This window comes from Nocardioides exalbidus (assembly GCF_900105585.1).
GTDB lineage: Bacteria > Actinomycetota > Actinomycetes > Propionibacteriales > Nocardioidaceae > Nocardioides > Nocardioides exalbidus.
In genome coordinates, this window is record NZ_FNRT01000002.1 from 2,798,695 (window position 1) to 2,822,916 (window position 24,222).

A 24,222-nucleotide genomic window follows, 5' to 3' on the forward strand; every position below is an offset into this window, starting at 1 on the left:
CGACGGCCCCCGACCACCACGGTCGGGGGCCTTCGTCGTGCTCGTGGCCCGAAAGGGCTACCCGCGCGTAACCCTTTCGGGCCATCCCTCGTTCTGATGTACATGCGTACCTCGACGAAGCTCCTCGCCGTCGCTTCCGGCCTCGCCCTCACCGGCGCGCTGGGTGCGGCTGTCGGCGGCCCCGCGACGGCCGCTCCCGTCACCGCCTGGGCGCCTGCCGCCTCGGCCGCGATCACCCCGGGCGTCCAGACCAACACCGAGGGGTCGGGCCAGTGCACCGCGAACTTCGTGTTCACCGACGCCGCGGGCTCCGTCTACGTCGGTCAGGCGGCCCACTGCTCGGGGCTGGGTGAGGCGACCGACACCAACGGCTGCGACGCCGGCACCCTGCCACTCGGCACGCGGGTGACCTTCAACCGCAATGGCAGCATCGTCTCGGCCGGCACGCAGGTCGGCGCCGGCACGCTGGCGTACAGCTCGTGGAACACCATGCAGGCCCGCGGCGAGACCGACGCCACCACCTGCGCCTGCAACGACTTCGCACTGGTGGAGGTCGACGCGGCCGACGTCGGCGAGGTGAACCCGTCGATCCCGTTCTGGGGCGGCCCGGTCGGCATCAACACCAGCGGCACCACCGCCGGCGACCGCGTCCACAGCTTCGGCAACTCCGGGCTGCGCGGCGGCGTCGAGCAGCTCTCGCCGAAGACCGGGATCAGCCTCGGGCAGGACGCGGCCGACAACGGCTGGACCCACCCGCTCTACACGGTCACCCCGGGCATCCCGGGCGACTCCGGGAGCGCCTTCCTCGACGGCAGCGGCAACGCGCTCGGCACGCTCTCCACGCTCGGCCTGGCCCCGCTGCCCGCGTCGAACAACATCGGCGACCTGTCCCGCGAGCTCGCCTACGCCCAGCAGCACGCGGGCATCGCGGGCCTGCGCCTCGTCCTCGGGACGGAGCCCTTCACCCCCGTCCTCTGACCCCACCGACCCCGCGGCCACTCCTTCCGAAGGGCACCTCGGAGCCCTTCGGCAACGATCCAGCACCATTGCCGCGCCCCGCTCGCATGGCGTGACCCACTCACCTAGGGTCACGCCATGCGTGTGTTCCCGGCAGTCCCGCCCGGCGCGCGCGCCGTGCTGGTGGTCGCCGTGACCACGCTGTTCATGGTGCTCGCCGCCTGGGCGACGCTGATCGGCCCGAGTGAGGTGTTCACCGGCCCGGGGCGGCTCGACTTCACGGTCACCAAGCCGGCCGAGACCTGTGTCCCGTCGGAGGTCGTGACCGGCCCTGACGGCACCGAGACGACCACGCTGCCCGACAACCCGCGCCGGCTCCCGGTCTGCGAGGACAACGGCAGCGACCCCGGTGAGCCGCGGCCCACCTCCACCGCTGACGCACCGACCTGGGTGAAGGTCCTGCTCTGGGTGTTCGTCGCCGGCCTCCTCCTCGTGCTGCTCGCCTTCCTGGTGTTCCTCGCCAGCGTGCTGCTGGACCGGCGCGGCCACCGGCGCGAGGCCGCCCGCACCGCCGTCGACTTCGACACGCTCGGTGAGCCGGGCCGGCTGGCGGCGGCGATCACCCGCGACGCCGCGCAGCAGGACGCGGCGCTGCGCGAGGGCGATCCGCGCAACGCGATCGTCGCGGCCTGGCAGCGCTTCGAGGTGCAGGGCGAGCAGGCCGGAGTCCCCCGCAGGTCGTGGGAGACCTCGTCGGAGTACGCCATCCGCATCCTCGACCTCGTCGCCGCGGACGCAGGTGCGGTCAACCGGCTGGCCGTGCTCTACCGCGAGGCCCGGTTCTCCGAGCACCCGATCACCGAGGTCCACCGCACGGAGGCGCTCGAGGCACTCGGCGAGATCCGCGCCCGCCTGGGGGTGCGGGGCTGATGCGGGGCGCGATCTCCCGGCCGTGGCGCAACCGGCTCGTCATCGCTGCCTCGATCGGCGTCGTCGGCTTCCTCTTCGCGCGGCTGCTGCGCTTCGACCCCCAGCCCGTGCCGTACGCCGTCGCCATGACCGTCGTGCTGTCGCTGGTCTGGCTGCTCGTCGACGTGGTCGACGGCGAGCCGACGCACTGGACGCCGACACTGCCGACCACCGGCGACCGCGTCGACGAGGCGACCTCCGACCTGCGGGTGCTCTCGAGCCACCAGCAGGCGACCGAGCCGTCCGACGCCCTCTCCGACCGGCTGGTCGCGCTCGCCCGGGGTCGCGATCCAGCCCTCGCCGACGAGCTCCGCACCGAGCTGTCCGGGTCCCGGCGGATCACGCCCGCCGAGATCGACCGCATCCTGACCCGAATCGAGGAGTCCCATGACCGACGGTGACCTGCGAGCCGGCGAGGTCGCTGCCCTCGCCGAGCGCGTGCTGGACGAGGTGGGCCGGGCCGTCGTCGGCAAGCGGGAGGCGCTCTCCCTCGTCCTGGCGGGCGTGCTCGCCAAGGGACACGTGCTGCTCGAGGACTTCCCGGGACTCGGCAAGACGCTCGCTGCGCGGTCGTTCGCCGTTGCGCTCGGCCTCGACTTCGCCCGCGCGCAGTTCACCCCCGACCTGCTCCCGGCCGACCTCACCGGGTCCTACGTCTACGACCAGCGGCGCGCCGAGTTCGACTTCCGGCCGGGTCCGATCTTCACGGGGCTGCTGCTGGCCGACGAGATCAACCGCACGCCGCCGAAGACGCAGGCCGCGCTCCTCGAGGCGATGCAGGAGGGCCAGGTGACAGTGGAGGGGCAGACCCACCGGCTGCCGCGGCCCTTCCACGTCCTCGCGACCGCCAACCCGGTCGAGTACGAGGGCACCTACCCCCTGCCCGAGGCCCAGCTCGACCGCTTCCTGCTGCGGGTCGGCTTCGGCTACCCGTCGGCGGCGGAGGAGTACGACGTCCTGCGCCGTCGGCTCGACCGCAGGCAGGAGGAGGTCGAGGTCGAGCAGGTGACCGACGCCGCCGGGCTCGCCGCCGTGCAGGCCGCTGTCGAGCGGGTCGCGGTCGACGAGTCGGTGGTCCGCTACTGCGTCGCCCTGGTCGCGGCCACCCGCACCCACGGCGACGTGCTCACCGGTGCCTCGCCGCGCGGCAGCCTCGGGCTGGTCCTCACGGCACGGGCCTGGGCGGCGATCCGCGGCCGGGACTACGTCGTGCCCGAGGACGTGAAGGTCGTCGCGCGGGCCGTCCTCTCCCACCGGATCACGGTCAAGCCCGACCTCTGGATGACCCAGGCATCGGGTGCCCGCGTCGTCGACTCGGTCATGGGCAGCGTCGAGACGCCGCGGACGCTGGAGTCGCGCGCGTGACCTCGTGGCAGCCCACCCCCGCGGCCGTGCGGGCCTGCCTGCTCGCGCTGGTGGGCCTCGGCGGCGGCGTCGTGGCCGGTCGCGAGGTGCTGGTGGTGCTCGCCGCCCCGTTCGTGGTGCTGGGCGCGATGGCGCTGGTCAGCCGGCCGGGCACCGTCCCCACGATCCGCACGACCATCGACCACCGCCGCCTGCACGAGGGGCAGGGCACCACGTCCCGGCTCGTGGTCGGCGACCTCGCGGGGGTCGAGCACGTCACCCGGGCGTCCGCCAGGGCGCCGCACGTCGCCACGCGGCCGACGTACGGCACCGTGGGGTCGCTGGTCGCCCACGGCCTCCCGTCGATCGAGTTCAGCCCGCGCCGGTGGGGCCGGCGCACCATCGGGGCGGAGCGGGTGGCGCTGACCTCGGCGTGGGCCGGCTGGCGCAGCGGGCCGGTCGACCTGCCGGAGCACGGGCTGGTGGTGCTGCCGCAGGCGGCGACGTACGACAGCCGCGCGGAGGTCCCGCAACCCGACGGCCTGGTCGGCCGGCACCGGTCGCGACGACTGGGGAGCGGCACGGAGTTCGAGGGGATCCGGCCGTTCGCGTCGGGTGACCGGCTCAAGCGGATCAACTGGCCGGTGTCGCTGCGCACCGGCGACCTGCACGTCATCACCACCCGCGCGGAGCAGGACGCGGGCGTGTGGCTCGTGGTCGACGGACTGCGCGACATCGGTGTCTCGGGTGGCATCGACGGCGCCGCCAGCAGCCTCGACCTCACGGTCCGCGCCGCGTCCGCGCTGGCGGAGCACCACGTGCGCACGGGTGACCGGGTGGGAATGCTGGTGGTCGCCTCCGACGCGGCCCGGGTGCGCCTGGGTTCGGGGCCGCGGCACCTCCAGCAGATCCAGGGCACGCTCTCGCGGGTGCGCACCGAGGCCCGCGGCGTCGCGCCCGAGCGGCTCGACCTCGGCGCGGGAGCCGGCAGCGTCGTCTACGTCCTCTCGCCGATGCTGTTCACACCACTCGTCTCCGCCACCGCCAGCCTGCTGCGTGGCGGGACCTCGGCGGTCGTCATCGACACGCTGGGGGAACGCCCGGAGGGTGCCGACCCGCTCGCGCTGGACAGCCTGGCCGCCCGGATGCAGAAGATCGAGCGCGACGACCGGCTGGAGCAGCTGGCCGCGCTCGGCTGTCCGGTCGTGCCGTGGCGCGGCCCCGGCACCCTCGACACCGTCCTCCACCAGCTCGCCCGGCGCGCGCAGGTGCCGAAGGTGCGTGCGCGATGACGGCCGCCTCCCTGCTGCGCCTCCCGGCCGGGCTGACCACGGGGGCGCTCGCGCTCCGCGTCGTGCTGTTCGCACTGCCGTGCGCCGCCCTCGCGCTCGCCCTCCCCACCCGCCCGCACGTCGTCGTGGTGGTCGCTGTCGTGCTGATGTCGGCGATGTGGGCGCGCACGCCCGACCACGTGGCGGGCGGCCTCGTGCTGGCGGTCGTGATGGTGTGGTGGACCGTCCACGGCGTCGTCGACTGGCGGGTCCTGGTCGTCGGGGTGCTCCTCGTGGCGGCGCACGTCGTGTCGGTCGTCCTGTCCTACGGCCCGGTCGCGCTCGCCGTCGACCCGCGCCTGGCTGCCCTCTGGCTCAGGCGGGGTCTGCTGGCCCTGGTGCCGCTGCCGTTCACGTGGGTCGCCGTCCGCGGCCTCGACGCCGACCTCGCCCCGCCCTGGGTGTGGTCGTCCGCGGCCCTGGTCGTGGTGGTGCTCGTGCTCGTGACGCTGCGGGTGACCCAGCCGGTGGGCGAGTGACCGCCGAGGAGGAGCGCGAGCTCTACGCCGAGCTCGTGCTGCAGTGCGCCGAGTCGGTGCCGCGCGGTCGCGTGACGACCTACGGCGCCATCGCGGACGTGGTCGGTGAACGGCTCGGGCGCGGTGGCCCCCGCCTCGTCGGCAACGTGATGGCGACGCACGGTGCGGCGGTGCCGTGGTGGCGGGTCGTGCGTGCGGACGGGTCGCTCCCGCCGTCGCACGGAGAGGAGGCGCGGCAGGCCTACCTCGAGGAGGGCACGCCGCTCCGGGCGTCGGGGTCCGTGGATCTGAGCCTCGCGTTCTGGCAGCCCGGGCTCAGGGCAGAATGACCGCCATGCTCTACACGGTGCTCCACAGCGTCGTACCCCCACTGGCGCGAGCCGTGTGGCGGCCGACGGTCGAGGGCCTGCACCACGTGCCCGCCACGGGTCCGGTGATCGTGGCGAGCAACCACCTGTCCTTCGTGGACAGCGTGGTCATCCCGTGCATCGTGCCGCGCAAGGTCGTCTTCCTCGCCAAGTCCGACTACTTCACCGGCAGCGGCGTGAAGGGTGCCGCGCAGCGCGCGTGGTTCGAGGGCCTCGGCATGCTGCCGGTCGACCGTGACGACACGAAGGCGGCGCTGGCCAGCCTCGACACCGCGCTCGAGGTGCTCGGTCGCGGCGAGGCGTTCGGCATCTACCCCGAGGGCACCCGCTCGCGCGACGGCCGGATCTACCGTGGCCGCACCGGGGTCGCGCACCTCGCGCTCACCGCGGGCTGCCCCGTCGTCCCGGTCGGGCTGACCGGCACGCCCGACATCCAGCCGATCGGCTCCAACGTCCCGCGCCTGGCGAAGGTCACCGTGAGGTTCGGCGAGCCGATCCGCGTCGCGGGGGAGTACGACGGCGTCCCCACCGGCCGCGCCCGTCGCGACCTCACCGACCGGATCATGGCCGCCATCGGTGGCCTCACCGACCAGGAGCCCGCCGGCGTCTACAACGAGCGGCCGGTCGACGCCTGATCCTCTCGTGAGCGGTGGGTGAGCCACATTCCAGGGCGGTGGAACGTCGCTGGGCCACCGCTCCATCAGCGCCTCGGTCGCGACACGCCCGTGGGCGGTGGGTGAGCCACCTTTCGCACGCGTCGAATGTGGCTCACGCACCGCTCAGGCAGGTACGCGCGCCGCGAGGGCGGCGAGCGCCTTCGGGAAGATCTCGGCGGGCGGGGTCACGAGCCCGGCGCCGACCTGGCCGACGCCCGCCACCGCGCCGGCCATGCCGGTGTTGATCTGCGGCAGGATCCCGGTGCGTACGACCTTGCTCACGTCGATGCCGGTCGGCGTGCCCTGGAACTCGAGGACGGGGACCGACCAGCGGGGGTTCTCCGCGAGGGTGATCTCGTGCATCCGGCGGGTGGTCGCGAGCGCGTCGGGGACGGTGCCGCCGACGAGCCGGACGATCGCGGGCGCGGTCGCCATCGCGAACCCGCCGATGCCGGCGGTCTCGGTGATCGCGGAGTCGCCGATGTCGGGGTTGGCGTCGTCGGGCCCGTAGTCGCCGAGGAAGAGGCCCTCGGCCACCTGGGCCGGCCCGGTGAACCACTCGTCGCCGGTGCCGGAGACCTGGATGCCGAAGTCCGTGCCGTTGCGCGCCATCGCGACGACCATCGTCGAGCCGGGCACGTCGCGCCCGGCGTCGAGGGCGAGCTTGCAGGCGGGCATCGCGAGGTTGAGGAAGAAGTGGTCGTTGCCGCCGACGAAGCGCAGCGCGGCCGCGACGTCCTTGGCGGCGAAGCCTCCCCGGTCGATGCTGCCCACCATCGCGGGGGAGAGGTCGCGCAGCAGCATGAGCGTGCCGGCGCGGTTGCGGTTGTGCGCCTCGTCGCCCATCTGGAGCATCTGGGTGAGGATGCCGGTGACGTCGGTGGCCTCCTCGGTGCCGCGCACCGCGGCCTGCAGCAGCGGGCCGAGCACGTCGCCCATCCAGCGCAGCCGGGTGAGCACCTCGTCGTTGTAGGCGCCGTAGCGCAGCACCTTGCCGAGGCCCTCGTTGAGGGAGCAGTACGTCCGCCTGCCGGTGGCGCGGTCCTCGAGGACCCACATCCACATGGACGGCGTGACGACTCCGGCCATCGGGCCGACGGCGCTGCGGTGGTGGCACGGCTCGAGGCTCACGGAGCTGCCGGACTCGAAGAGCGCGACGGCGTCCTCCGGGTCGTCGACCAGGCCCTCGAGCGCAGCCCCGCCCATGAGAGCACCGCGCAGCGGACCGGACGCGCGGTCCCAGGTGATCGGAGGTCCGGCGTGGAGGAACTGGCCCTTCTCCAGGCCGAGCACCTCGGACGCCGGCGCGACATCGACGAGGTGGGCGGTGACGCCGAGCATCGCCTCGACGGCCAACCGGTTGGCCTCGGGCCGTCGCGCGTCGGTGGCGACCTTCGCGAGGTCAGCCTCAGTGCCGGGCATCGGCGGTCGCCAGTCGACCCGCTCGACACCGACGGCCTGGCCCTCGACGGCCTCGGCGAACATGTCGGCGCCCACCGTCACGACGGTCGTCTCGCTCATCACTGGGCTCCTTCGATCAGCTGGAGGGCGCGGCGGGTCGCGGCCGCGTTGGAGAGGTGGACCTCGGCGCCGGCGGCGACGAGCGCGTCGCGCTGGGCGGCGAGTCTCTGGGGGTCGAGCTCGGTGCCGACGAGGCTCACGACGACCGGGACCCGCCGCTCCGCGCGGGCCGCCGCGATGGCGGGTGCCAGCAGCGAGGCGGGGTCGGGCTCGGCGCCGTGGCCGAGGACCAGGTCGAGCAGGATCACGCCGGTCGCCGGGTCGGCGGCCGCGCGGGCGAGCTGCTCGTTGCGCAGCGTCGGGTCGATCATCGGGTGCGCGCGGCCCTGGGTGAGGGCGTCGTCGCCGAAGTCGACGAACGTGTGGTCGTCCACCAGCAGGTCGTCGCCGAGCGCGAGGTCGTCGGAGAGCGGGATGTTGCTGCGCACGGGGCCGAGCGCCTCGGTCGCCATCAGCATCGACTCGTCGCAGAGCGTGCCGCCGACGAAGAGGCCACGCAGCAGCGGGCCGGTCGCGGCTGCGGTGTCGTCGGCGCCGTACGACGGCCACGCCGGGGCGTCGTGCCCGAGGCGCGCCAGCACCGACTCGGCGACCGCGGTGAGGTCGCGCTGCCCGCGGCCGAGCAGGCCGAGCTCGACCGGCGTGCCCAGCCCGTCGGCGTACTCCTGCAGCGACGCAGCGACCTCGGGCGCCGGCGGCTTGGAGACCACGACGACGAGGTCGACCTCAGGGTCCTCGTCGAGCCGGCGGATCGCCTCGCGGGTGGAGAGCCCGCCGACGGCCGAGGACAGGTCGCGACCACCGACGCCGAGCGCGTGGCGCACACCGACGCCGTCGAGATCGGCCCCCGCGTGGTCGAGCAGTGCGAGCAGCTGCTGGCAGCCGGTGCCCGACGCGGCGACGATGCCGATCCGTCCCGGGCGCACGGTGTTGGCGAAGCCGAGGCCGACTCCGTCGATGACCGCGGTGCCGCAGTCGGGGCCCATCACGAGCGCGCCGACCGAGGTGGCGTAGCGCTTGAGGGCGACCTCCTCGGCCACCGGGACGTTGTCGCTGAAGACCATCACGTCGTGGCCGGCCTCGAGGGCGTCCATCGCCTCGACCGTCGCGCTGGCGCCGGGGACGGAGACGAGCGCGACGGCGCCCGGTCCGGTGCGGCGGAAGGCGGACCCGGTCGTGCGCGGGGGAGCGACCGTCGTGTCGCCCGACGTGGGTCGGGTCGGCACGAGCGCGGCGTCGACGGCGGCGAGCGCAGCCGCGAGGTCGGCGTCGTCGTCGAGGCGGAGCGCGACGACCATGTCGTTGGGGGAGGAGTCGGGGACGTCGAAGCCCATCCCGGTGAGCACCTCGAGGTTGAGGCCGGTCGCCATCGCCACCTGGGCGGCCACCACCCCGGGCGCCCCCTGAACGGCGCGACTCACCTGGAGCAGGGTGACGGAGTCGGCGTAGGCACCGCTCCTGAGCTCGACGTGGTCCTTCATGCGGCCCTCCGGGACTTCTCTTCGAGTGAGGTGAGTGCGAGCGAGGCGCCGGCCATCAGGCCCGCGCCGGAGGTGGCGCCGACGGCGAGCAGGGCCCGCGCGGTCGCCTCGGACGGCGCGGCCAGCCAGTGCGCGAGCGGGGGGAGTGCCTCGCCCCGGATCGCGCAGTCCAGCAGGGTCGCCGACAGCAGCGTGGTCGCGCCGAGCCGGTGTCGTGCGCCGTCCACCACCGCGTCGTCGGGCCGGCCGAGCGCGGCGCGCGTGACCAGCCAGCCGGCGACCACGTCGTCGCCGAGCGGGGTGAGGCCCGGACCGCGACCGACCAGCCGGTCGAGGTCGGGGCCGGTGAGGCGTCCGTCGGCGGGCAGGTCGACACCGGACGTCATGGGGATGACCGGTTCGGACCGAGGATCTCCATGACGTCCGACCCGGGTGACCCGCGGGTCCACCAGGCGCCCCACCCGGACGTCGAGGTCGCCGACGAGCAGCGTGCCGTCGCAGACGACCACGGGACGACCGGCCAGCGGCGTGAGGTCGTCGAGCGTCGACCAGAGGGCGCAGGGCACCCGCGTCGCCGAGGACGACACGAGCCCGAGGCACCAGCCGTCGAGGTCGACGTAGAGCGCGGTGCTGCTCGCGTGGAGCACGTCGCGCGGTCCGTCGCTCGCCTCCGCCAGCCGCTCACGCACCCGGATCGGCGCCACGACGGAGATCGAGCCGGACTTCACGACCCCGACGCTATCGGGCCATGACACACTCGCCGATGTGAGTTCCTGACAAGCAAGGGGCAGAAGTGGGCCAAGACTTGATAAGCGACCCGGACGCCGTCGCCGCGCTCGAACGCGCCGACGCGCTGCACACCGCGCTGTCGCACATCGTGCTGGAGGGCGGCGACCTGGCCGCGATCGCCGAGGCGGTGGGCGACGCGCTGGGGTGTGGGGTGGTGTTCACCTCGACCGACGGGCGCGAGCGGGCGGCCCACCTCGACGACGCCCAGCGCGACGCGCTGGCGACCGCCGACCTGTGGGACCAGACCGGCCGGCTGCGCGTCGAGCGGATCGACCCCGACGGCACCGCGGTGGGCGACGGTGAGGCACTCGTACGCCGGGTGGTGGCGGCCGGGGTCGACCTCGCGCGCCTGGTCGCGCTGCGTCCCGACGGCCGGATCCACGCCTCCGACGTGCACGCCCTCGAGCGCGCCGCGATCGTCGCGGCACTGCTGGTGACGCGCGTCGAGGCGATCACCGCGGTGGAGAACAAGTACCGCGGCGACTTCCTGCGCGACGTCTTCCTCGGCCGGGCAGGCGAGGACGACTACGTCGCCGAGCACGCCCAGGCCTTCGGCTGGCAGCTCGGCCGGCCGGTCGTGGTGGTCGTGGCGACCCTCGACCCCGACGCGATGGCCGCGCTGCACCCCGGACCGGAGGAGCGTCGGGCCTGGCAGGACCGGTTCGCGAACGCGTGGCGGCAGGTCGCGGCAGCAGCGGACGACAGCATCGCCTCGGTCGCGTTCAGCCGCGAGGTCGTGACCCTCGTGCCGCTCGTCCCGAGCTCCGACGTCCAGGCCGGCCATGCCGCCGTGGACCGGATCGTCGAGGCGGTGCGCGGCGACCGCGGCGGTGGCCGCATCGCGTTCTCGGCCGGGGTGAGCCGGGTGGCCGACGGGCTCGGTGAGCTGCCCGAGGCCTTCCGGCAGGCGCAACGCGCGGTCGAGATCGGCCGGCGGGTCCACGGCGGCGGCTCGGTGACCCGCTTCGACCAGCTGGGCCTGCACCGGCTGCTGGCGCTCGTGCCCGACGGCGCCGAGCTGACGGCGTTCGCCTCCGACGTGCTCGGACCGCTCGCCGAGCGCACGCCCGAGGCGGCCGACCTGCGCGAGACGTTGCAGGTGCTGCTCGACACGAACTTCAACGTCGCCGAGGCCGCCCGCGCCCAGTTCTTCCACTACAACACGATGCGCTACCGCGTCGGCAAGCTGCAGCGGATTCTCGGCCCCGTCGCCACCGACCCGCACCTGCGCCTCGACGTCGCGGTCGCACTGCGCGCACTGGAGATCGTGGGCTGAGGGAAGCGTAGGGTCGGCGGACCACCTGTCCCGGGAGCCCCTCGTGCACGTACGCCGCCACCGCCTGCTGCCCGCGCTCGTCGTCGCCGTGGTCGGCGTGCCGCTCGCAGCGTCGGGTGCGCAGCCCACCGCACCGTCCCCGGACCGCGTCGTCGGGCACCTCCGCGCGGGCGCTCCCGGGCAGTGGAGCCCCCTGCACCCCGCGACCGGCAGCCTCGCGATCGCGCTCGCCGACGGCAGCGCCGCGCTGGTGAGTGTCGGCGGCGACCACGACGCGACGGTCTTCGACCAGCGCCTGGGCGTTGACGGCTCGCTCGGTCCGCGCACGGAGGTGACCAGCGTGGACGACGTCGAGGACTGCCGTGTCGTCGACGCGGCCACCGCCGTCTCCAACCTCGCCGTGGCGGTCGAGTGCCGGGTGCGGACCGACACCGAGGAGCCGCCGACCCGCCTCGTGCAGCTGGTGTGGACGGGTGACGACGGCTGGGTGTGGAAGGTGCGGCCCGAGGGCGAGATCGGGTCGGTGGACTACTCGCCGCAGGGCCAGTACGCCCTGTTCGCCAGCAACAGCGGCTACGGCCGGCCGCACCACCTGACCAGCTACCACCCCGACCTCGGCTGGCGCGACCTGACCCGGCCGGTGGCCCGCGGCAACTCCGGTGCCGACATGATCGGGGCCATCAACGACTCCGGGAGCGTGCTCACCGTGCGTGGCGGTGGCTACGAGGAGGAGCCCGGGTCCTGGTACGACGGCCGCCTCCGCATCGACGGCTACAACGCGCGCACCGAGCAGTGGACGATCAAGCACTCCCGTCGCCGGCAGTCCGGCGGATTCACCGCCCGGGCCGTGGACGTCTCCGGCGGCCGGTTCGTGGCGACCGTCGTGGAGTCCCGGTCGACCGGTGAGCTCTACGGGCGGGCCTACCGTGTCCTGGTGCTGTCGGGACGGCCCTCCGCTCCGCGCTCGTGGACACCGCGCTGGACCTACGGCGTGGCCGCCGGCCGCGCTGCGATGACGGCCTCCGGCGTGGGGGTCGTCGCCTGGCAGGCAGCGGGCAAGCCGGTGCCCGTGGACGAACCGCTGGGAGCCTCGCCCGTGAGCCAGCTGCGCAGCTGGGTCGCGACGTGGGCCCCCTCGCGCGGCCGCCCCACCGCCCGGCGCCTCGCCGGCACCACGACGGCGGGCGACGCCGCGTGGTTCGACCGCTCCCTCGACCTGTCGGTCGGCGGCGACGGGCGCGGGGTCGTGGCGCACGCGCAGCACGAGCGCGACGCGACCGACTGGGCGGTGACGGCTCGGTCGTTCACGGTCGGCCCCCGCGGTGGCCTGCGTGGTGCGACCGAGCAGACCTGGCGGCTGCCGAAGGATCCGACCATCGATGTCGTCGCCGGCTCCGGGAACACCAGCATCACGCTGGGCTCGTTGGTGGGGCCCGGGTACCCCGCGCCCGACGTGCAGTACGCCGTCCGGGCACCCGACGCCACCCCGCGCCGGTGAGCGGCCTCGTCATCGCGCCCCTGTCGCGCGAGCACGCACTGGAGATCTGCACGTGGCAGTACGCCGCGCCGTACTCCTCCTACGACATGACCGGTGCCGACCCGGACCGGCTGCTGGATCCCGCGTCCGGCTTCCACGCCGTCCTGCGCGGCCGTGAGCTCGTCGGCTTCCGCTCCTACGGCGAGGACGGTCGCGTCCCCGGCTGGGAGTACGACGACCACGCACTCGACACCGGCGGCGGGCTCCGGCCCTCGCTGACCGGCCAGGGGCTCGGTCCGGTCGCCATCGCGGCCGGGCTGGCCCATGGTCGCGCCGCCTTCGCGCCGCCCGCCTTCCGGGTGACGGTCGCGTCGTTCAACGCCCGCGCGCTGCGGGTGGTCGAGCGCCTCGGCTTCTCCCGCGTCGGGCGGTTTTCGTCGACGTACGACGGGAAGGACTTCGAGGTGCTGGTGCGGCCGGAGGCGTGAGTCAGTCACCTGCGGTCGACGCGGCGAGCGAGAACCACGTGGCGTCGGCCGCGAGCGCCCAGACCGTGCCGGCCAGGAGTCCTGCTCCGTCGCCGCGCCCGCGCTCCGACCGCCACAGCAGCACGCCGATCGTGAGCATCGCCAGGGCACCCAGGGCCACGACCCTGACCCAGCGCTGGAGCTCCCGGACGCTCATCCCCGTCCCACCCGAGATCCACCAGAGTGGCACCGACACGAGGAGTCCGGTCGCCAGGGCGCCGACGGTCGCGACACCGCGCCGGTCCGGGGAGAGGCGCTCGGGGCGGACGGTCGTCATGGTCCGGATTATGGGCCGGTCAGCGCCGCATGGCCACCGGGTCGCCGAGACAGCGCTCGAGATCCGGCCGAAGCCAACAATATTCGATCATGTGATCGATCAGCGGATACCATGATCGGCGTGGCAGGCGGGATGGGCAGGAGGGACGACCCCGAGCGCGAGACGCTGGCCCAGCGCGTCGCCAACACCCGCGCACGGCAGGCGGGGCAGCAGCCGGCTCCGGCCGTCGAGGTGGAGCCGAACGAGGAGCGCCCGCCACCGCCGGTGAAGCACGCCTGGTACGACGGCCCGCGCGGCCGGCAGGCGGTCCTGCTGCTGGCGTGGCGCAACATCCAGGGACGGTACGACGGACGCATCTGCGTGGCCGTGCCCGACGACGGCGGCTGGGCGATCGTGGAGATGTGGGTGGACGGGGCGATGCTGTCCCCGGCCTAGAGGTCCTTGGCGAAGAACACCCGGGTGAACCCGTGGGTCGTCGCGCGGTGCGTCTCGACGTAGCCGAGGTGGGCGTAGAGCCGCTGGTTCTCGACCATCGAGACGTGGGTGTAGAGCCGGATCCGGGAGAGGCCGAGGGCACGCGCGCGGAGCTCCGCGTGGGACAGCAGCGCCCGGCCCAGCCCGCGGCCGTGGAGCGAGGGATGGACGGCGACGTTGTCGAGCAGGAGCCCGTCGTCCTCGGGGACGAGCAGGAGGTAGCCGCCGATCACTCCGTCGACGTCCGCGACCCACCCCTCGACGTCGTCGGACGCGAGAGCAGCGGCGTAGTCGACGTCCATCGGGCCGGGGCGGAGGCCGCCCATCCGCTCGACGTAGGGGGAGTACGCCGCCTCCGCGAGGGCGGCGACCCCAGCCACGTCCGCGGGGGTGGCCCGCCGCAGGGAGGTGGCAGGCAGATCCATGCACCCACCGTAGTGACGACCGTAACGCGCGCGAGAACTTGTCATCGACCGCGGCGTTCCTTCGGCAAGTGTCGCCAGTGAGGGTGTGAGATGGGCCGCACTAGTTTGTGGCATCTCGGGTACACACCCCTGCGAATCTGGAGGCCTGACATGTCGATGTTCAAGTGGGACGTGGTGGATCCCGCTCCGGGCGAGGCGGTGCTCCCGCACCAGCGCCTCCCGTGGGGCAAGACCATCGGGCTCGGCGCCCAGCACGTGGTCGCGATGTTCGGAGCGACCTTCGTCTTCCCGCTGGTGATGGGGCTCGACGCCAACCTCGCCATCATGTTCTCGGGCCTCTGCACGATCCTGTTCCTGCTGATCGTCCAGAACCGCGTGCCCAGCTATCTCGGCACGAGCGCCTCCTTCGTGGCGTCGGTCGCGGCGATCCGGATGCTCGACGAGGGCAACGACTCGTCCTACGTCACCGGCGCGATCCTGGTCGGCGGCCTCGTCCTCGCAGCCGTCGGCGTGCTCGTCCACTTCGCGGGTGCGGAGCTGATCCACAAGATCCTGCCGCCGGCCGTGACCGGTGCCGTGGTCATGCTGATCGGCTTCAACCTCGCGCCGGTGGTCGCGGGCGTCTACTGGCCCCAGGACCAGTGGATCGCACTGCTGACCGCGGCGTTCATGGTCTTCGCGGCCGTGATGCTGCCGGGCTTCTGGTCGCGCATCGCGGTCTTCCTGGCGCTGATCTTCGGCTACGTCCTGTCCTGGCTCGCCGACCTCGTCCTCGGCCCGATCACGTCCGTCCTCGGCGGCGCGACCGAGGCGACCGAGCACGACCGCGTCTCCTGGGCAGGCGTCCAGGCAGCCGACTGGATCGGGCTCCCGAGCGGCACGCTGGCCGACGGCGTCTCCGTCGTGCACGGCCCGTCGTTCTCGCTCACCGCGATCCTCCTCGTCCTCCCGGGCGTCATCGCCCTCGTCGCCGAGAACACCGGCCACGTCAAGGCGGTCGCCGAGATGACCGGGGAGAACCTCGACCCCTACATGGGCCGCGCGATCGGTGCCGACGGCGTCGCGACCGCCTTCGCCAGCGCCTTCGGCGGCTCGCCGACCACGACGTACGCCGAGAACATCGGCGTCATGGGTGCCACCCGGGTCTACTCGACCGCGGCCTACTACGTCGCCGCCGGCGTCGCGATCCTGCTGGGCCTGTGCCCGAAGTTCGGTGCCATCGTCAGCGCCACCCCCGGTGGTGTGCTCGGCGGCATCACGGTTGTCCTCTACGGGATGATCGGACTCGTGGGAGCGAAGATCTGGGTCGAGAACAACGTCGACTTCGGCAACCCCGTCAACATGGTCGGCCTCGCCGCGGGCATCATCGCCGGCGTGGGTGGCGTCACCCTGACCTTCACCGACGACTTCCAGCTCGGCGGCATCTCGCTCGGCACGATCCTCGTCATCGTCTTCTTCCACATGGTGAAGGGGCGCACGGGCGACGGCGCCGGTCGCGTGACCCGGAACCTCAGCCACACCGAGTCCGCAGAGGGCGAGGCCAAGTAACCCCGTGAAGCCCGCACCCTTCGCCTACCTGCGTCCGACCACCCTCGACGAAGCCCTCGCGGCCCTCGCGGAGGACCAGGGGGCGAAGGTGCTGGCAGGCGGCCAGTCGCTGGTGCCGCTGCTGTCCATGCGGCTGGCCGCTCCCTCGACCCTGGTCGACATCAACGCACTGCCGGACCTCGGCCACGTCACCGCCGACGCGGACGGCGTCCGGATCGGCGCCCTCGCCCGCCACGCCGAGGTCCTCGCCTCGGCGGAGGCGGCCGACGTGCAGCCGCTGCTCGCGATGGCGCTGTCCCACGTCGCCCACCCCACGATCCGCAACCGGGGTACGACGGTCGGCTCCCTCGTGCACGCCGACGCCGCGGCCGAGATGCCGATGGTGCTGCGACTGCTGGAGGGATCCGTGGACGTCGCATCGGTGCGCGGTCGTCGTACGGTCCCGGCCGCCGAGCTGTTCGCCGGCCCGCTCGAGTCGACGCTGGCCCACGACGAGATCGCGGTCGGGGCGTCGTTCCCGGCCCTCGCGCCGGGCGCGGGCGTGGCGTTCCAGGAGATCGCCCGTCGCCACGGTGACTACGCCCTCGTCGGCGTCGCCGCCCACGTGCAGCTGGGCACGGGCGCGGACGGCGACACCGTCACCCGCGCGCGGCTCGGCTTCGTGTCGGTGAGCGACGTGCCGACCGTCGTCGACGTCACCGACGCACTCGGTGCACCCGCCGAGAAGGCGCTGGCCGAGCTCGACCCGGCCGACGACATCCACGCGACCGCGATCTACCGCGCCCACCTCGTGAAGGTGCTGGTGCCGAAGGTGCTCGCGGCCGCCACCGACCACGCACGTGACAGGAGGGCCTCATGAGCATCCAGCCCAGCCCGTCGGGGGAGGAGCTCCACGACGTCCGCCTCACCGTCAACGGGACGGTCCACGAGGTGCGGGTGCCTGCCCGTCGGCTGCTGTCCGACGCGCTGCGCCACGACCTCGGCCTCACCGGCACGCACGTCGGCTGCGAGCACGGCGTCTGCGGGGCGTGCACGATCCTGGTCGACGGCAGGCCGATGCGCTCGTGCCTGATGTTCGCGGTCTCGGCGGTCGACTCCGAGATCACCACGGTCGAGGGGCTGACCGAGCCGGACGGCACCGCGCAGGGACGGCTGAGCCCCGTCCAGCAGGGATTCCAGGACTGCCACGGCCTCCAGTGCGGCTTCTGCACGCCCGGCTTCCTCACCACGATCACCGCGGGGCTGCGTGACAACCCCGACCCCACCGAGGACGAGGCGCGGGAGATGATCGCCGGCAACCTCTGTCGCTGCACCGGCTACCAGAACATCGTGAAGTCGGTCCTGCGTGCTGCGGAGATCACCAAGGAGCGCGAGTGACCACCAAGCTGTTCGGCACCAAGGTCCCGCGGGTCGAGGACCAGCGCTTCCTGCGCGGCCAGGGCCGCTACGTCGACGACCTGCTCACCGACGACCCGCGGCTGCTGCACTCCGCCGTCCTCCGCTCGCCCCACGCGCACGCGCGCATCGTCGACATCGACGTCTCCGACCTGCTCGACCTCGAGGGCGTGCTGGCCGTGTGGACGTGGGACGACCTCACCGGCCCGATGGCCGAGCCGCTGCCGCTGCTGATCCCGCACCCGACGCTGACCCACGGCCGCACGCAGTACGCACTGGCCAGGGACGAGGTCAACTACGTCGGCGAGGCGATCGCCTTCGTCGTCGCCGTCGACCGCTACGTCGCCGAGGACGCCGTCTCGCGGATCCGCGTCGACTACGAGCAGCTGAAGCCCGTCGTGGGCATCGCCGCCGCCCGCGCCGCGGCCACGGCCGTGCACGACGACGTACCCGACAACGTCGGCGCCCGGATGACGCAGGAGAACGGCGACGCCCGTGCCGCCATCGCGGCCGCGCCGCACGTGCTGACCCTCGACCTCGACATCGAGCGCTCCGCCTGCACGCCGATGGAGGGCCGCGGCACCGTGGCCCGGTGGGACCCCGACACGTCCCGCCTGACGGTGTGGAGCTCGACCCAGACCAGCACCGGCGTCCGCGGCTGCGTGGCCGCCAAGCTCGGGCTCGACCTGGCGAAGGTCGACGTGATCACGCCCGACGTGGGCGGCGGCTTCGGCGTGAAGATCAACCACCCGTGGCCCGAGGAGCTGCTCGTCCCGCTGGCGGCGATGACACTGGGTCGGCCGGTGAAGTTCACCGAGGACCGCCGCGAGCACTTCATCTCGTCGGCCCACGAGCGCGCGCAGCAGCACCACGTCGAGGTCGGCTTCGACGACGACGGCCACGTGCTCGGCCTGCACGTGCAGTTCTGGCACGACCACGGCGCCTACACGCCCTACGGCCTGATCGTCCCGATCATCACCTCGACGCAGCTGCTCGGCCCCTACAAGCCGGACAACTACCGCGTGTCCCTCGAGTCGCTCTACACCAACACCGTCATCGTCACGCCCTACCGCGGCGCCGGCCGCCCGCAGGGCTGCTTCGTCATGGAGCGGACGATGGACGCCATTGCGGCCTACCTCGGCAAGGACCGCACCGAGGTCCGCTCGACCAACTTCATCCAGCCCGACGAGTTCCCCTACGAGCACGGACTGGTCTTCCAGGACGGCCGCCCGCTGACCTACGACTCGGGTGACTACCCCGCCTCGCTCACCAAGCTCAAGGAGCTCGTCGGCTGGGACGAGTTCGAGGACTTCCGCGCCGAGATGGCCGCCCAGGGGAGGCGGGTCGGCATCGGGCTGGCCTGCTACGTCGAGGGCACCGGCGTCGGCCCCTACGAGGGCGCGCACGTCCACATCGAGACGTCCGGCAAGGTCAAGGTGGCGACCGGCCTCACCACCCAGGGCCAGGGTCACCAGACGGCGTTCGCGCAGATCGTCGCCGACACCCTGGGCGTGCGGTTCGAGGACGTCGAGATCACCACCGGCGACACCCGCAAGATGCCCTACGCGGTGGGCACCTTCGCCTCCCGCGCGGCCGTGATGAGCGGCTCGGCCATCCATCTCGCGGCGCTGCGCGCCAAGGAGAAGGCGCTGCGGATCGCGGCCGAGGCGCTCGAGGCGGCCGAGGACGACCTCGAGATCTCCGACGGCGTCGTCTCGGTGCGCGGCACCGACGCCTCCATCGACCTCGGCACCGTGGCAGTGCTGTCCAACCCGCTGCGCTACGCCTTCGACGAGGCGTCCAAGGCGGCCACCCAGTTCTCCGTCGGCGACCCCGGCAAGCCGCCGGTCGCCGAGGACGACGAGCCCGGCCTGGAGGGGAAGGACTTCTACTCGCCCGAGCGCTCCACCTTCGCCAACGGCATGCACGCCGTGATCGTGGAGACCGACCCCGACACGGCCGAGATCACGATCCTCAAGTACGCCGTCGTCCACGACTGCGGCCACCTCATCAACCCGATGATCGTCGAGGGGCAGATCCACGGCGGCGTCGCGCAGGGCGTCGGCGGTGCGCTCTACGAGCGGATGGAGTACGACGAGTCGGGGCAGCTGCTCAACGCCTCGTTCATGGACTTCCTGATGCCCTACGTCACCGAGGTCCCCACGACCATCGACATCGACCACCTCGAGACCCCGTCGCCGCTCAACCCGCTCGGCATCAAGGGCGCCGGCGAGGCGGGCGTGATCCCGTCGGCCGCCGTCTTCGCCGCCGCCATCGAGGACGCCGAGGGCTTCCCCATCGCCGCGATGCCGATCTCGCCCTCCGAGCTCTTCGCCCTGCGGCTCGAGCACGACCTGAAGGAGACCCCCGCATGAAGTTCACCGGTGAGAACACCATCGCCGCACCCGTCGCCCAGGCTTGGGACGCGCTGCTCGACCCGTCCGTCCTGGTCCGCACCATCCCGGGCTGCGAGAAGCTCGAGGCCACCGGCGACAACGCCTACGCCATGACCGTGACCGCGGGCGTCGCCTCCATCAAGGGCACCTACGCCGGCTCGTGCGTGATGAGCGACCTCGTCGAGCACGAGTCGCTCGTGATGAAGCTCGACGGCGCCGGCGCGCCCGGCACGATCGGCGCGACGGTCCACGTCCGCTTCACGCCCGAGGGCGACACCACGCGGGTGTCCTACGACGCTGACGCGGTGGTCGGCGGGATGATCGGCGGGGTCGGGCAGCGGATGCTCACCTCCGTCTCGCGCCGGATGGCGGGGGAATTCTTCGGCAACGTCGACTCCGCGATCGCGGGCGGGCCGGTGGCCCCGGCCGCGGCCGCGGTGGCACCCGCGACGGGCACGCCGGCGACGGCTCCTGCGGCCGGTCAGGTCTTCACCGCGCCCGCGAAGGCGCCCGCTGCCGGGAGCAGGCAGGAGTTCCTCACCGGCGTCGCCGTGGGTGCCGGGCTCGTCGTGCTCGGCGTCGTGGTCGGCGGCCTCTTCGGTCGTCGCCGATGACCGACCTGACGGTCGGCTCCACCGCGCGCGAGCAGGCGGCGGCGGTCCGCGACGGCACGATCTCCGCGACCGAGCTCCTCGAGCTCCACCTGGACCGGATCGAGGAGCGCAACCCCGAGCTCAACGCCATCGTCTCGCTCGACGCCGAGCGCGCCCGGGCGTGGGCGGCGGTCGCCGACCAGGCGCAGGCCTCGGGCGAGGAGACCGGACCGCTGCACGGGCTGCCCTTCGCCGTGAAGGACACCCACGCCCTCAAGGGCTGGCCGCACACCTTCGGCTCGCCGGTCTACGCCGACCACGTCGCCGACCACGACGAGCTCCTCGTCGAGCGCCTCCGCGGCGCCGGCGTCGTCTTCGTCGGCAAGACCAACGTCCCCGAGTTCGCCTCCGGCTCGCACACCTTCAACCCGGTCTTCGGCGTCACCCGCAACCCGGTCGACCCGACGAGGTCCGCCGGCGGGTCCAGCGGGGGAGCGGCGTGCGCGCTGGCCTCCGGCATGGTGCCCCTCGCCGACGGCTCCGACATGGGCGGCTCGCTCCGCAACCCGGCGTCGTTCTGCGGCGTCGTCGGCATGCGCCCGTCCCTCGGCCGGGTGCCGGAGTGGCCGCTCTACAACCAGTGGGAGACCACTTCGGTCGGCGGTCCGATGGCCCGCAACGTCGGCGACGTCGCCCTCCTGCTGTCCGTGCTCGCCGGTCCCGACCCGCGCGCGCCGCAGGCCCTCGGTGACGCCGGTACGACGTTCGCGCCGCCGCTCGCGCCCGCCCCGATCGCCGGGCTGAAGGTCGCCACGAGCATCGACCTCGGCGCGGCCTTCGAGGTCGACCACCGGGTCGCGGACGTCGTACGCGCCACGGCTGCGCGGCTCTCCGACGCCGGCGCCGCGGTCACCGAGGCGCACCCCGACCTGTCGCTGGCCGACGACACCTTCCGCACCCTGCGCGCGTGGCACTTCCAGGCGAAGCTCGGCCGGCTGCTCGCCGACAACCCGACGTCGTTCAAGCCCTCGCTCGAGGCCAACATCCGGGCCGGCGAGCCGCTCACGGGCGCCGACGTCGCGCGCGGCTACGCCCAGCGCACCTCGCTCTCGGAGACGATGCGGCTCTTCTTCGGGCACCACGACGTGCTGCTGCTGCCGACCTCGCAGGTGCCGCCGTTCCCGGTGGAGCACGAGTTCCCCGAGACGATCAACGGCAACGAGATGCCCGACTACCTCGCCTGGATGCGCTCGGCGTACTTCATCTCCGTCACCGGCTGCCCGGCCATCTCGGTCCCGGCGGGCACGACTCCGGAGGGCCTGCCGGTCGGCGTCCAGCTCGTCGCCCGCCACGGCGCCGACCGGCAGCTGCTCGAGGTGGCCGCCGCCGTCGAGGAGCTGCTGGCCGACCGTGCGTGATCAGGCGCCCAACGCGCCGAAGATCTGCTCGTAGCGCTCGTGCGGGTCGAGGCCGAGGCCCGACTTGACGAAGCGCGCCCAGTCGTCGCCCAGCACCTCCTGGCGGCCGGACTCGACGGCGTCGAGGCCCGCACTCGCCAGGTCGGCCGGGCTGATCTTGGGTGCGTCCACGCCCTGCGCCATGTCGGTGTCGACGAGGCCCATGTGCACCGCGACGACGTGGGTGCCCTGCGGCGCGAGCTCGAGGCGGGTCGAGTCGCTCAGCATCCAGGCGGCGGCCTTCGAGGCGGAGTAGGCCCCGGCGCCGGGGACGGTGAACCACGACAGGGCCGAGACGACGTTGAGGATCGCTCCACCGCCGTTCGCTGCCAGCACGGGTGCGAAGGCCCGGGTCAGCTGCAGCGGGCCGAAGAAGTTGGTGTCCATCTCGCGCCGGATCGCTGCCTCGTCACCGGTCACGAGCGGCGTCCCGGTGGAGATGCCGGCGTTGTTGATGAGCAGCTGGACGTCGCTCGCCACCGCGGCCGCCTCTGCGACCTGGGCGGGGTCGGTGACGTCGAGCGCGATCGCGTGGATGCCCTCCGCCCGGAGGGTGCTCGTGTCGCGAGCCGCGGCGTAGACCTTGCGCACGCCGCGCTTCTTCAGCTGCTCGACGAACTCCGCGCCGATGCCGCGATTCGCTCCGGTGACCAGTGCCACCGCGCCGTTGAGGTCCATGGGACATCCATTCTGTAGTGATCGCTAGTGATTCAGCACGACGGTAGCAGGTTCTGTAGTGATCGATACGTTAGGGTGGCTCACATGGTGGGGCGGCCGCGCAGCTTCGACCGCGACGCAGCGCTGGCTGCGGCCGTGGAGCTGTTCTGGCGCTCGGGCTACGAGGCGACGTCGATCGCGATGCTGACCTCCGCGATGGGCATCACGCCACCGAGCCTCTACGCGGCCTTCGGTGACAAGCGACGTCTCTTCGAGGAGGCGTCGGCGGCCTACTTCGCCCGCACCTGCGAGGGGCTCACTCGTGCGGTCGAGCTCCCGACCGCACGGGAGGCCGTGGTCCGGATGCTCCACGACACCGCGCGTGCCCACACCGACGTGGCGACCCCTCCGGGCTGCCTGATGCTGACCGAGCCGTTGCTCGACGGTCAGCGGGAGGTGCTGCGCCGGCTCGTGAGGGACCGTCTCGACCGCGGTGTCGAGGAGGGAGACCTGCCGGCCTCGGTCGCCACCGACCAGCTGGCCGCGTTCCTGGTGGCCGTCATGCGTGGCATGTCCGGTTGCGCTCGCGACGGCGGGACGGCCGAGGACCTCGCAGGCATCGCCGACACCGCGATGGCCGCCTGGCCCGCGACCTGACCGACCGCCCCTCCTACGCTGTCGCCATGGGGGAGAAGCAGGAGCGCGAGGCGTTCGACCGGCGGCACGCGAGCGAGGTCGTCGAGATCACCGTCCTGACCGGCACGACCGTCGGCGGCGCGGGCAAGGCGGGCGACGCGGTGTTGTGGACGCCGTCGGCCGACGTGATCGCCCACGTCAACCAGGACGGTGCCGTCGTCACCGGTGACGGCCGGCTCAGCTGGCTCGCCACCGACGAGCAGCGCGCCACCTGGATCCACGACCTGCAGGCACACACGCAGTACGTCGTCCGCGTCCGTCGGACCGACCCCGACCCGGCGGAGTACGCGAGGTACGGCCAGCCGGTCCCCGACCTGTCCGGGCACTTCGCCCTCGACGAGGTCGTCCGGCGCGACGTGCACGTGCCCGCGCTCGACGAGCGGCTCGCGGCCTACCTCGCGCCGGTCGTGGTGACCTCCGACCTCGGTGACTTCACCCTCGAGCGCGCCTACGGGCACTTCTCCGGAGAGATCGACTGGGCCGGCAGGTCCGTCCACGTGCTGCTCGACGTCGACGACTCGGCGGCCGAGGGCGCCGAGACCTGCGAGGCCGCGCTGGCCCGGCTGACGTCGTACGCCGCCGACGCGGCCGGCACCGACGCGCGCTGGCGGGCCTACGCCGCCACCACCCTCGTCGACCTCGCCAACGACTGGCAGGGCCAGGCCGTGGAGGACGAGGGCGAGGACGAGGGCGAGGTCGAGGAGGTCACGCCGGAGTCCTTCGTGCGGCGGATCCGGCTGAGCGAGCTCGCGATCACCTCGGACGGGGCGGCGACGCCCTACTACGACGACGGCGACCTCTTCCTCGGCCACGTGGTCCTCGTCGAGGTCGAGCCCGACGGCTCGATGACCGACGCCTACATCGCCGGCTGACGCGGCTCGACCGCTCCTCCCGCGTCCGCGGTCTGGACCGCACCCTGTGCACGAAGCTGTGCAGAGAGGTGTGGAGAACGTTCCGCGGCTGGGGATGGAAGCCGCCTTCCGGTGGACGACGCGCCGGAACCCGAGGTATGTGAAAGACGCTGGTCAGAACCCCTTGCGCAGCTGTGCGGCGACGGCATAGAACTCTCCCTACGCAGCCCCGCAAGGGGAGGCGGGATGGCTCCGGAAGGAGGGTCCGCACGGCGCAG

Annotated in this window: 26 protein-coding genes; 20 read left to right on the forward strand and 6 right to left on the reverse strand. The window is 73.1% G+C overall.

Features of this window, described 5'->3' with window-relative positions:
- Window positions 1–96: 96 nt before the first annotated feature.
- From BLV76_RS13730 to BLV76_RS13765, 8 genes are all read left to right on the forward strand, one after another.
- Window positions 97–978, forward strand: a complete 882-nt coding sequence (locus BLV76_RS13730) for a hypothetical protein (RefSeq protein ID WP_217630345.1) — start codon at window positions 97–99, stop codon at window positions 976–978.
- A 117-nt stretch (window positions 979–1,095) separates the two neighbouring features.
- Complete coding sequence (locus tag BLV76_RS13735; protein WP_090969631.1) at window positions 1,096–1,887, forward strand: DUF4129 domain-containing protein; 792 nt, start codon at window positions 1,096–1,098, stop codon at window positions 1,885–1,887.
- Window positions 1,887–2,327 carry a hypothetical protein gene (locus BLV76_RS13740; RefSeq protein WP_090969632.1) on the forward strand — a complete coding sequence of 147 codons (441 nt, stop codon included), beginning with the start codon at window positions 1,887–1,889 and terminating at the stop codon, window positions 2,325–2,327. Before BLV76_RS13735 ends, BLV76_RS13740 begins: the two co-directional genes overlap by 1 nt.
- Window positions 2,314–3,291: an AAA family ATPase gene (locus BLV76_RS13745; RefSeq protein WP_090969633.1), complete on the forward strand. Its 978-nt coding sequence runs from the start codon at window positions 2,314–2,316 to the stop codon at window positions 3,289–3,291. Before BLV76_RS13740 ends, BLV76_RS13745 begins: the two co-directional genes overlap by 14 nt.
- Window positions 3,288–4,562, forward strand: a complete 1,275-nt coding sequence (locus BLV76_RS13750; RefSeq protein ID WP_090969634.1) for a DUF58 domain-containing protein — start codon at window positions 3,288–3,290, stop codon at window positions 4,560–4,562. Before BLV76_RS13745 ends, BLV76_RS13750 begins: the two co-directional genes overlap by 4 nt.
- Window positions 4,559–5,080 carry a hypothetical protein gene (locus BLV76_RS13755; protein WP_090969635.1) on the forward strand — a complete coding sequence of 174 codons (522 nt, stop codon included), beginning with the start codon at window positions 4,559–4,561 and terminating at the stop codon, window positions 5,078–5,080. The genes BLV76_RS13750 and BLV76_RS13755 overlap by 4 nt, the downstream gene beginning before the upstream one ends.
- Window positions 5,077–5,409, forward strand: coding sequence for an MGMT family protein (locus BLV76_RS13760; RefSeq protein ID WP_090969636.1), 333 nt, complete (start codon window positions 5,077–5,079; stop codon window positions 5,407–5,409). The genes BLV76_RS13755 and BLV76_RS13760 overlap by 4 nt, the downstream gene beginning before the upstream one ends.
- 5 nt (window positions 5,410–5,414) lie before the next feature.
- Window positions 5,415–6,083, forward strand: coding sequence for a lysophospholipid acyltransferase family protein (locus BLV76_RS13765; protein ID WP_090969637.1), 669 nt, complete (start codon window positions 5,415–5,417; stop codon window positions 6,081–6,083).
- Window positions 6,084–6,227: 144 nt separating this feature from the next.
- Here BLV76_RS13765 and BLV76_RS13770 read toward each other — a convergent pair whose 3' ends face one another.
- The 3 genes from BLV76_RS13770 to BLV76_RS13780 are packed head-to-tail and all read right to left on the reverse strand — an operon-like array spanning window position 6,228 to window position 9,834.
- Window positions 6,228–7,625 carry a YlbE family protein gene (locus tag BLV76_RS13770; RefSeq protein WP_090969638.1) on the reverse strand — a complete coding sequence of 466 codons (1,398 nt, stop codon included), beginning with the start codon at window positions 7,623–7,625 and terminating at the stop codon, window positions 6,228–6,230.
- On the reverse strand, window positions 7,625–9,106 hold the full coding sequence (locus tag BLV76_RS13775; RefSeq protein ID WP_090969639.1) for an AllF/FdrA family protein: 1,482 nt from the start codon (window positions 9,104–9,106) through the stop codon (window positions 7,625–7,627). Before BLV76_RS13775 ends, BLV76_RS13770 begins: the two co-directional genes overlap by 1 nt.
- On the reverse strand, window positions 9,103–9,834 hold the full coding sequence (locus BLV76_RS13780) for an oxamate carbamoyltransferase subunit AllH family protein (RefSeq protein ID WP_090969640.1): 732 nt from the start codon (window positions 9,832–9,834) through the stop codon (window positions 9,103–9,105). Before BLV76_RS13780 ends, BLV76_RS13775 begins: the two co-directional genes overlap by 4 nt.
- Before the next feature lie 77 nt (window positions 9,835–9,911).
- Between BLV76_RS13780 and BLV76_RS13785 the strand changes: the two genes are divergently transcribed.
- The 3 genes from BLV76_RS13785 to BLV76_RS13795 are packed head-to-tail and all read left to right on the forward strand — an operon-like array spanning window position 9,912 to window position 13,136.
- Complete coding sequence (locus tag BLV76_RS13785) at window positions 9,912–11,171, forward strand: PucR family transcriptional regulator (RefSeq protein ID WP_139306575.1); 1,260 nt, start codon at window positions 9,912–9,914, stop codon at window positions 11,169–11,171.
- A 43-nt stretch (window positions 11,172–11,214) separates the two neighbouring features.
- Window positions 11,215–12,669, forward strand: a complete 1,455-nt coding sequence (locus tag BLV76_RS13790) for a hypothetical protein (protein ID WP_090969642.1) — start codon at window positions 11,215–11,217, stop codon at window positions 12,667–12,669.
- On the forward strand, window positions 12,666–13,136 hold the full coding sequence (locus BLV76_RS13795; protein WP_090969643.1) for a GNAT family N-acetyltransferase: 471 nt from the start codon (window positions 12,666–12,668) through the stop codon (window positions 13,134–13,136). Before BLV76_RS13790 ends, BLV76_RS13795 begins: the two co-directional genes overlap by 4 nt.
- Before the next feature lies 1 nt (window position 13,137).
- Here the strand turns inward: BLV76_RS13795 and BLV76_RS13800 are convergent, their stop codons facing one another.
- Window positions 13,138–13,452 (reverse strand): hypothetical protein, encoded by a 315-nt coding sequence (locus tag BLV76_RS13800; RefSeq protein ID WP_090969644.1) that lies wholly within the window; start codon window positions 13,450–13,452, stop codon window positions 13,138–13,140.
- 120 nt (window positions 13,453–13,572) lie between these two features.
- Between BLV76_RS13800 and BLV76_RS13805 the strand changes: the two genes are divergently transcribed.
- The gene (locus BLV76_RS13805) at window positions 13,573–13,887 is read left to right on the forward strand and encodes a hypothetical protein (RefSeq protein ID WP_139306576.1); all 315 of its coding nucleotides are present in this window, start codon (window positions 13,573–13,575) and stop codon (window positions 13,885–13,887) included.
- Here the strand turns inward: BLV76_RS13805 and BLV76_RS13810 are convergent.
- Window positions 13,884–14,351, reverse strand: coding sequence for a GNAT family N-acetyltransferase (locus BLV76_RS13810; protein ID WP_090969646.1), 468 nt, complete (start codon window positions 14,349–14,351; stop codon window positions 13,884–13,886). The two genes, BLV76_RS13805 and BLV76_RS13810, sit on opposite strands and share 4 nt — an antisense overlap.
- 150 nt (window positions 14,352–14,501) lie before the next feature.
- On the opposite strand from BLV76_RS13810, the gene BLV76_RS13815 reads away from it, so the two are divergent.
- Genes BLV76_RS13815 through BLV76_RS13840 form a run of 6 tightly spaced genes read left to right on the forward strand, consistent with a single transcriptional unit; the run spans window position 14,502 to window position 21,701 of the window.
- On the forward strand, window positions 14,502–15,899 hold the full coding sequence (locus BLV76_RS13815) for a uracil-xanthine permease family protein (protein WP_217630346.1): 1,398 nt from the start codon (window positions 14,502–14,504) through the stop codon (window positions 15,897–15,899).
- 4 nt (window positions 15,900–15,903) lie between these two features.
- Window positions 15,904–16,758 (forward strand): FAD binding domain-containing protein, encoded by an 855-nt coding sequence (locus BLV76_RS13820; RefSeq protein WP_090969647.1) that lies wholly within the window; start codon window positions 15,904–15,906, stop codon window positions 16,756–16,758.
- Complete coding sequence (locus tag BLV76_RS13825) at window positions 16,755–17,276, forward strand: (2Fe-2S)-binding protein (protein ID WP_090969648.1); 522 nt, start codon at window positions 16,755–16,757, stop codon at window positions 17,274–17,276. The genes BLV76_RS13820 and BLV76_RS13825 overlap by 4 nt, the downstream gene beginning before the upstream one ends.
- Window positions 17,273–19,669, forward strand: a complete 2,397-nt coding sequence (cutA, locus tag BLV76_RS13830) for an aerobic carbon-monoxide dehydrogenase large subunit (RefSeq protein ID WP_090969649.1) — start codon at window positions 17,273–17,275, stop codon at window positions 19,667–19,669. Before BLV76_RS13825 ends, cutA begins: the two co-directional genes overlap by 4 nt.
- Window positions 19,666–20,304, forward strand: coding sequence for an SRPBCC family protein (locus tag BLV76_RS13835; protein ID WP_090969650.1), 639 nt, complete (start codon window positions 19,666–19,668; stop codon window positions 20,302–20,304). The genes cutA and BLV76_RS13835 overlap by 4 nt, the downstream gene beginning before the upstream one ends.
- Window positions 20,301–21,701, forward strand: a complete 1,401-nt coding sequence (locus BLV76_RS13840) for an amidase (RefSeq protein ID WP_090969651.1) — start codon at window positions 20,301–20,303, stop codon at window positions 21,699–21,701. Before BLV76_RS13835 ends, BLV76_RS13840 begins: the two co-directional genes overlap by 4 nt.
- Here BLV76_RS13840 and BLV76_RS13845 read toward each other — a convergent pair whose 3' ends face one another.
- Window positions 21,702–22,418: an SDR family oxidoreductase gene (locus BLV76_RS13845; protein WP_090969652.1), complete on the reverse strand. Its 717-nt coding sequence runs from the start codon at window positions 22,416–22,418 to the stop codon at window positions 21,702–21,704.
- A gap of 84 nt (window positions 22,419–22,502) precedes the next feature.
- On the opposite strand from BLV76_RS13845, the gene BLV76_RS13850 reads away from it, so the two are divergent.
- Window positions 22,503–23,054 carry a TetR/AcrR family transcriptional regulator gene (locus tag BLV76_RS13850; protein ID WP_090969653.1) on the forward strand — a complete coding sequence of 184 codons (552 nt, stop codon included), beginning with the start codon at window positions 22,503–22,505 and terminating at the stop codon, window positions 23,052–23,054.
- 26 nt (window positions 23,055–23,080) lie between these two features.
- Complete coding sequence (locus tag BLV76_RS13855) at window positions 23,081–23,965, forward strand: DUF2262 domain-containing protein (RefSeq protein WP_090969654.1); 885 nt, start codon at window positions 23,081–23,083, stop codon at window positions 23,963–23,965.
- Window positions 23,966–24,222 lie beyond the last annotated feature (257 nt).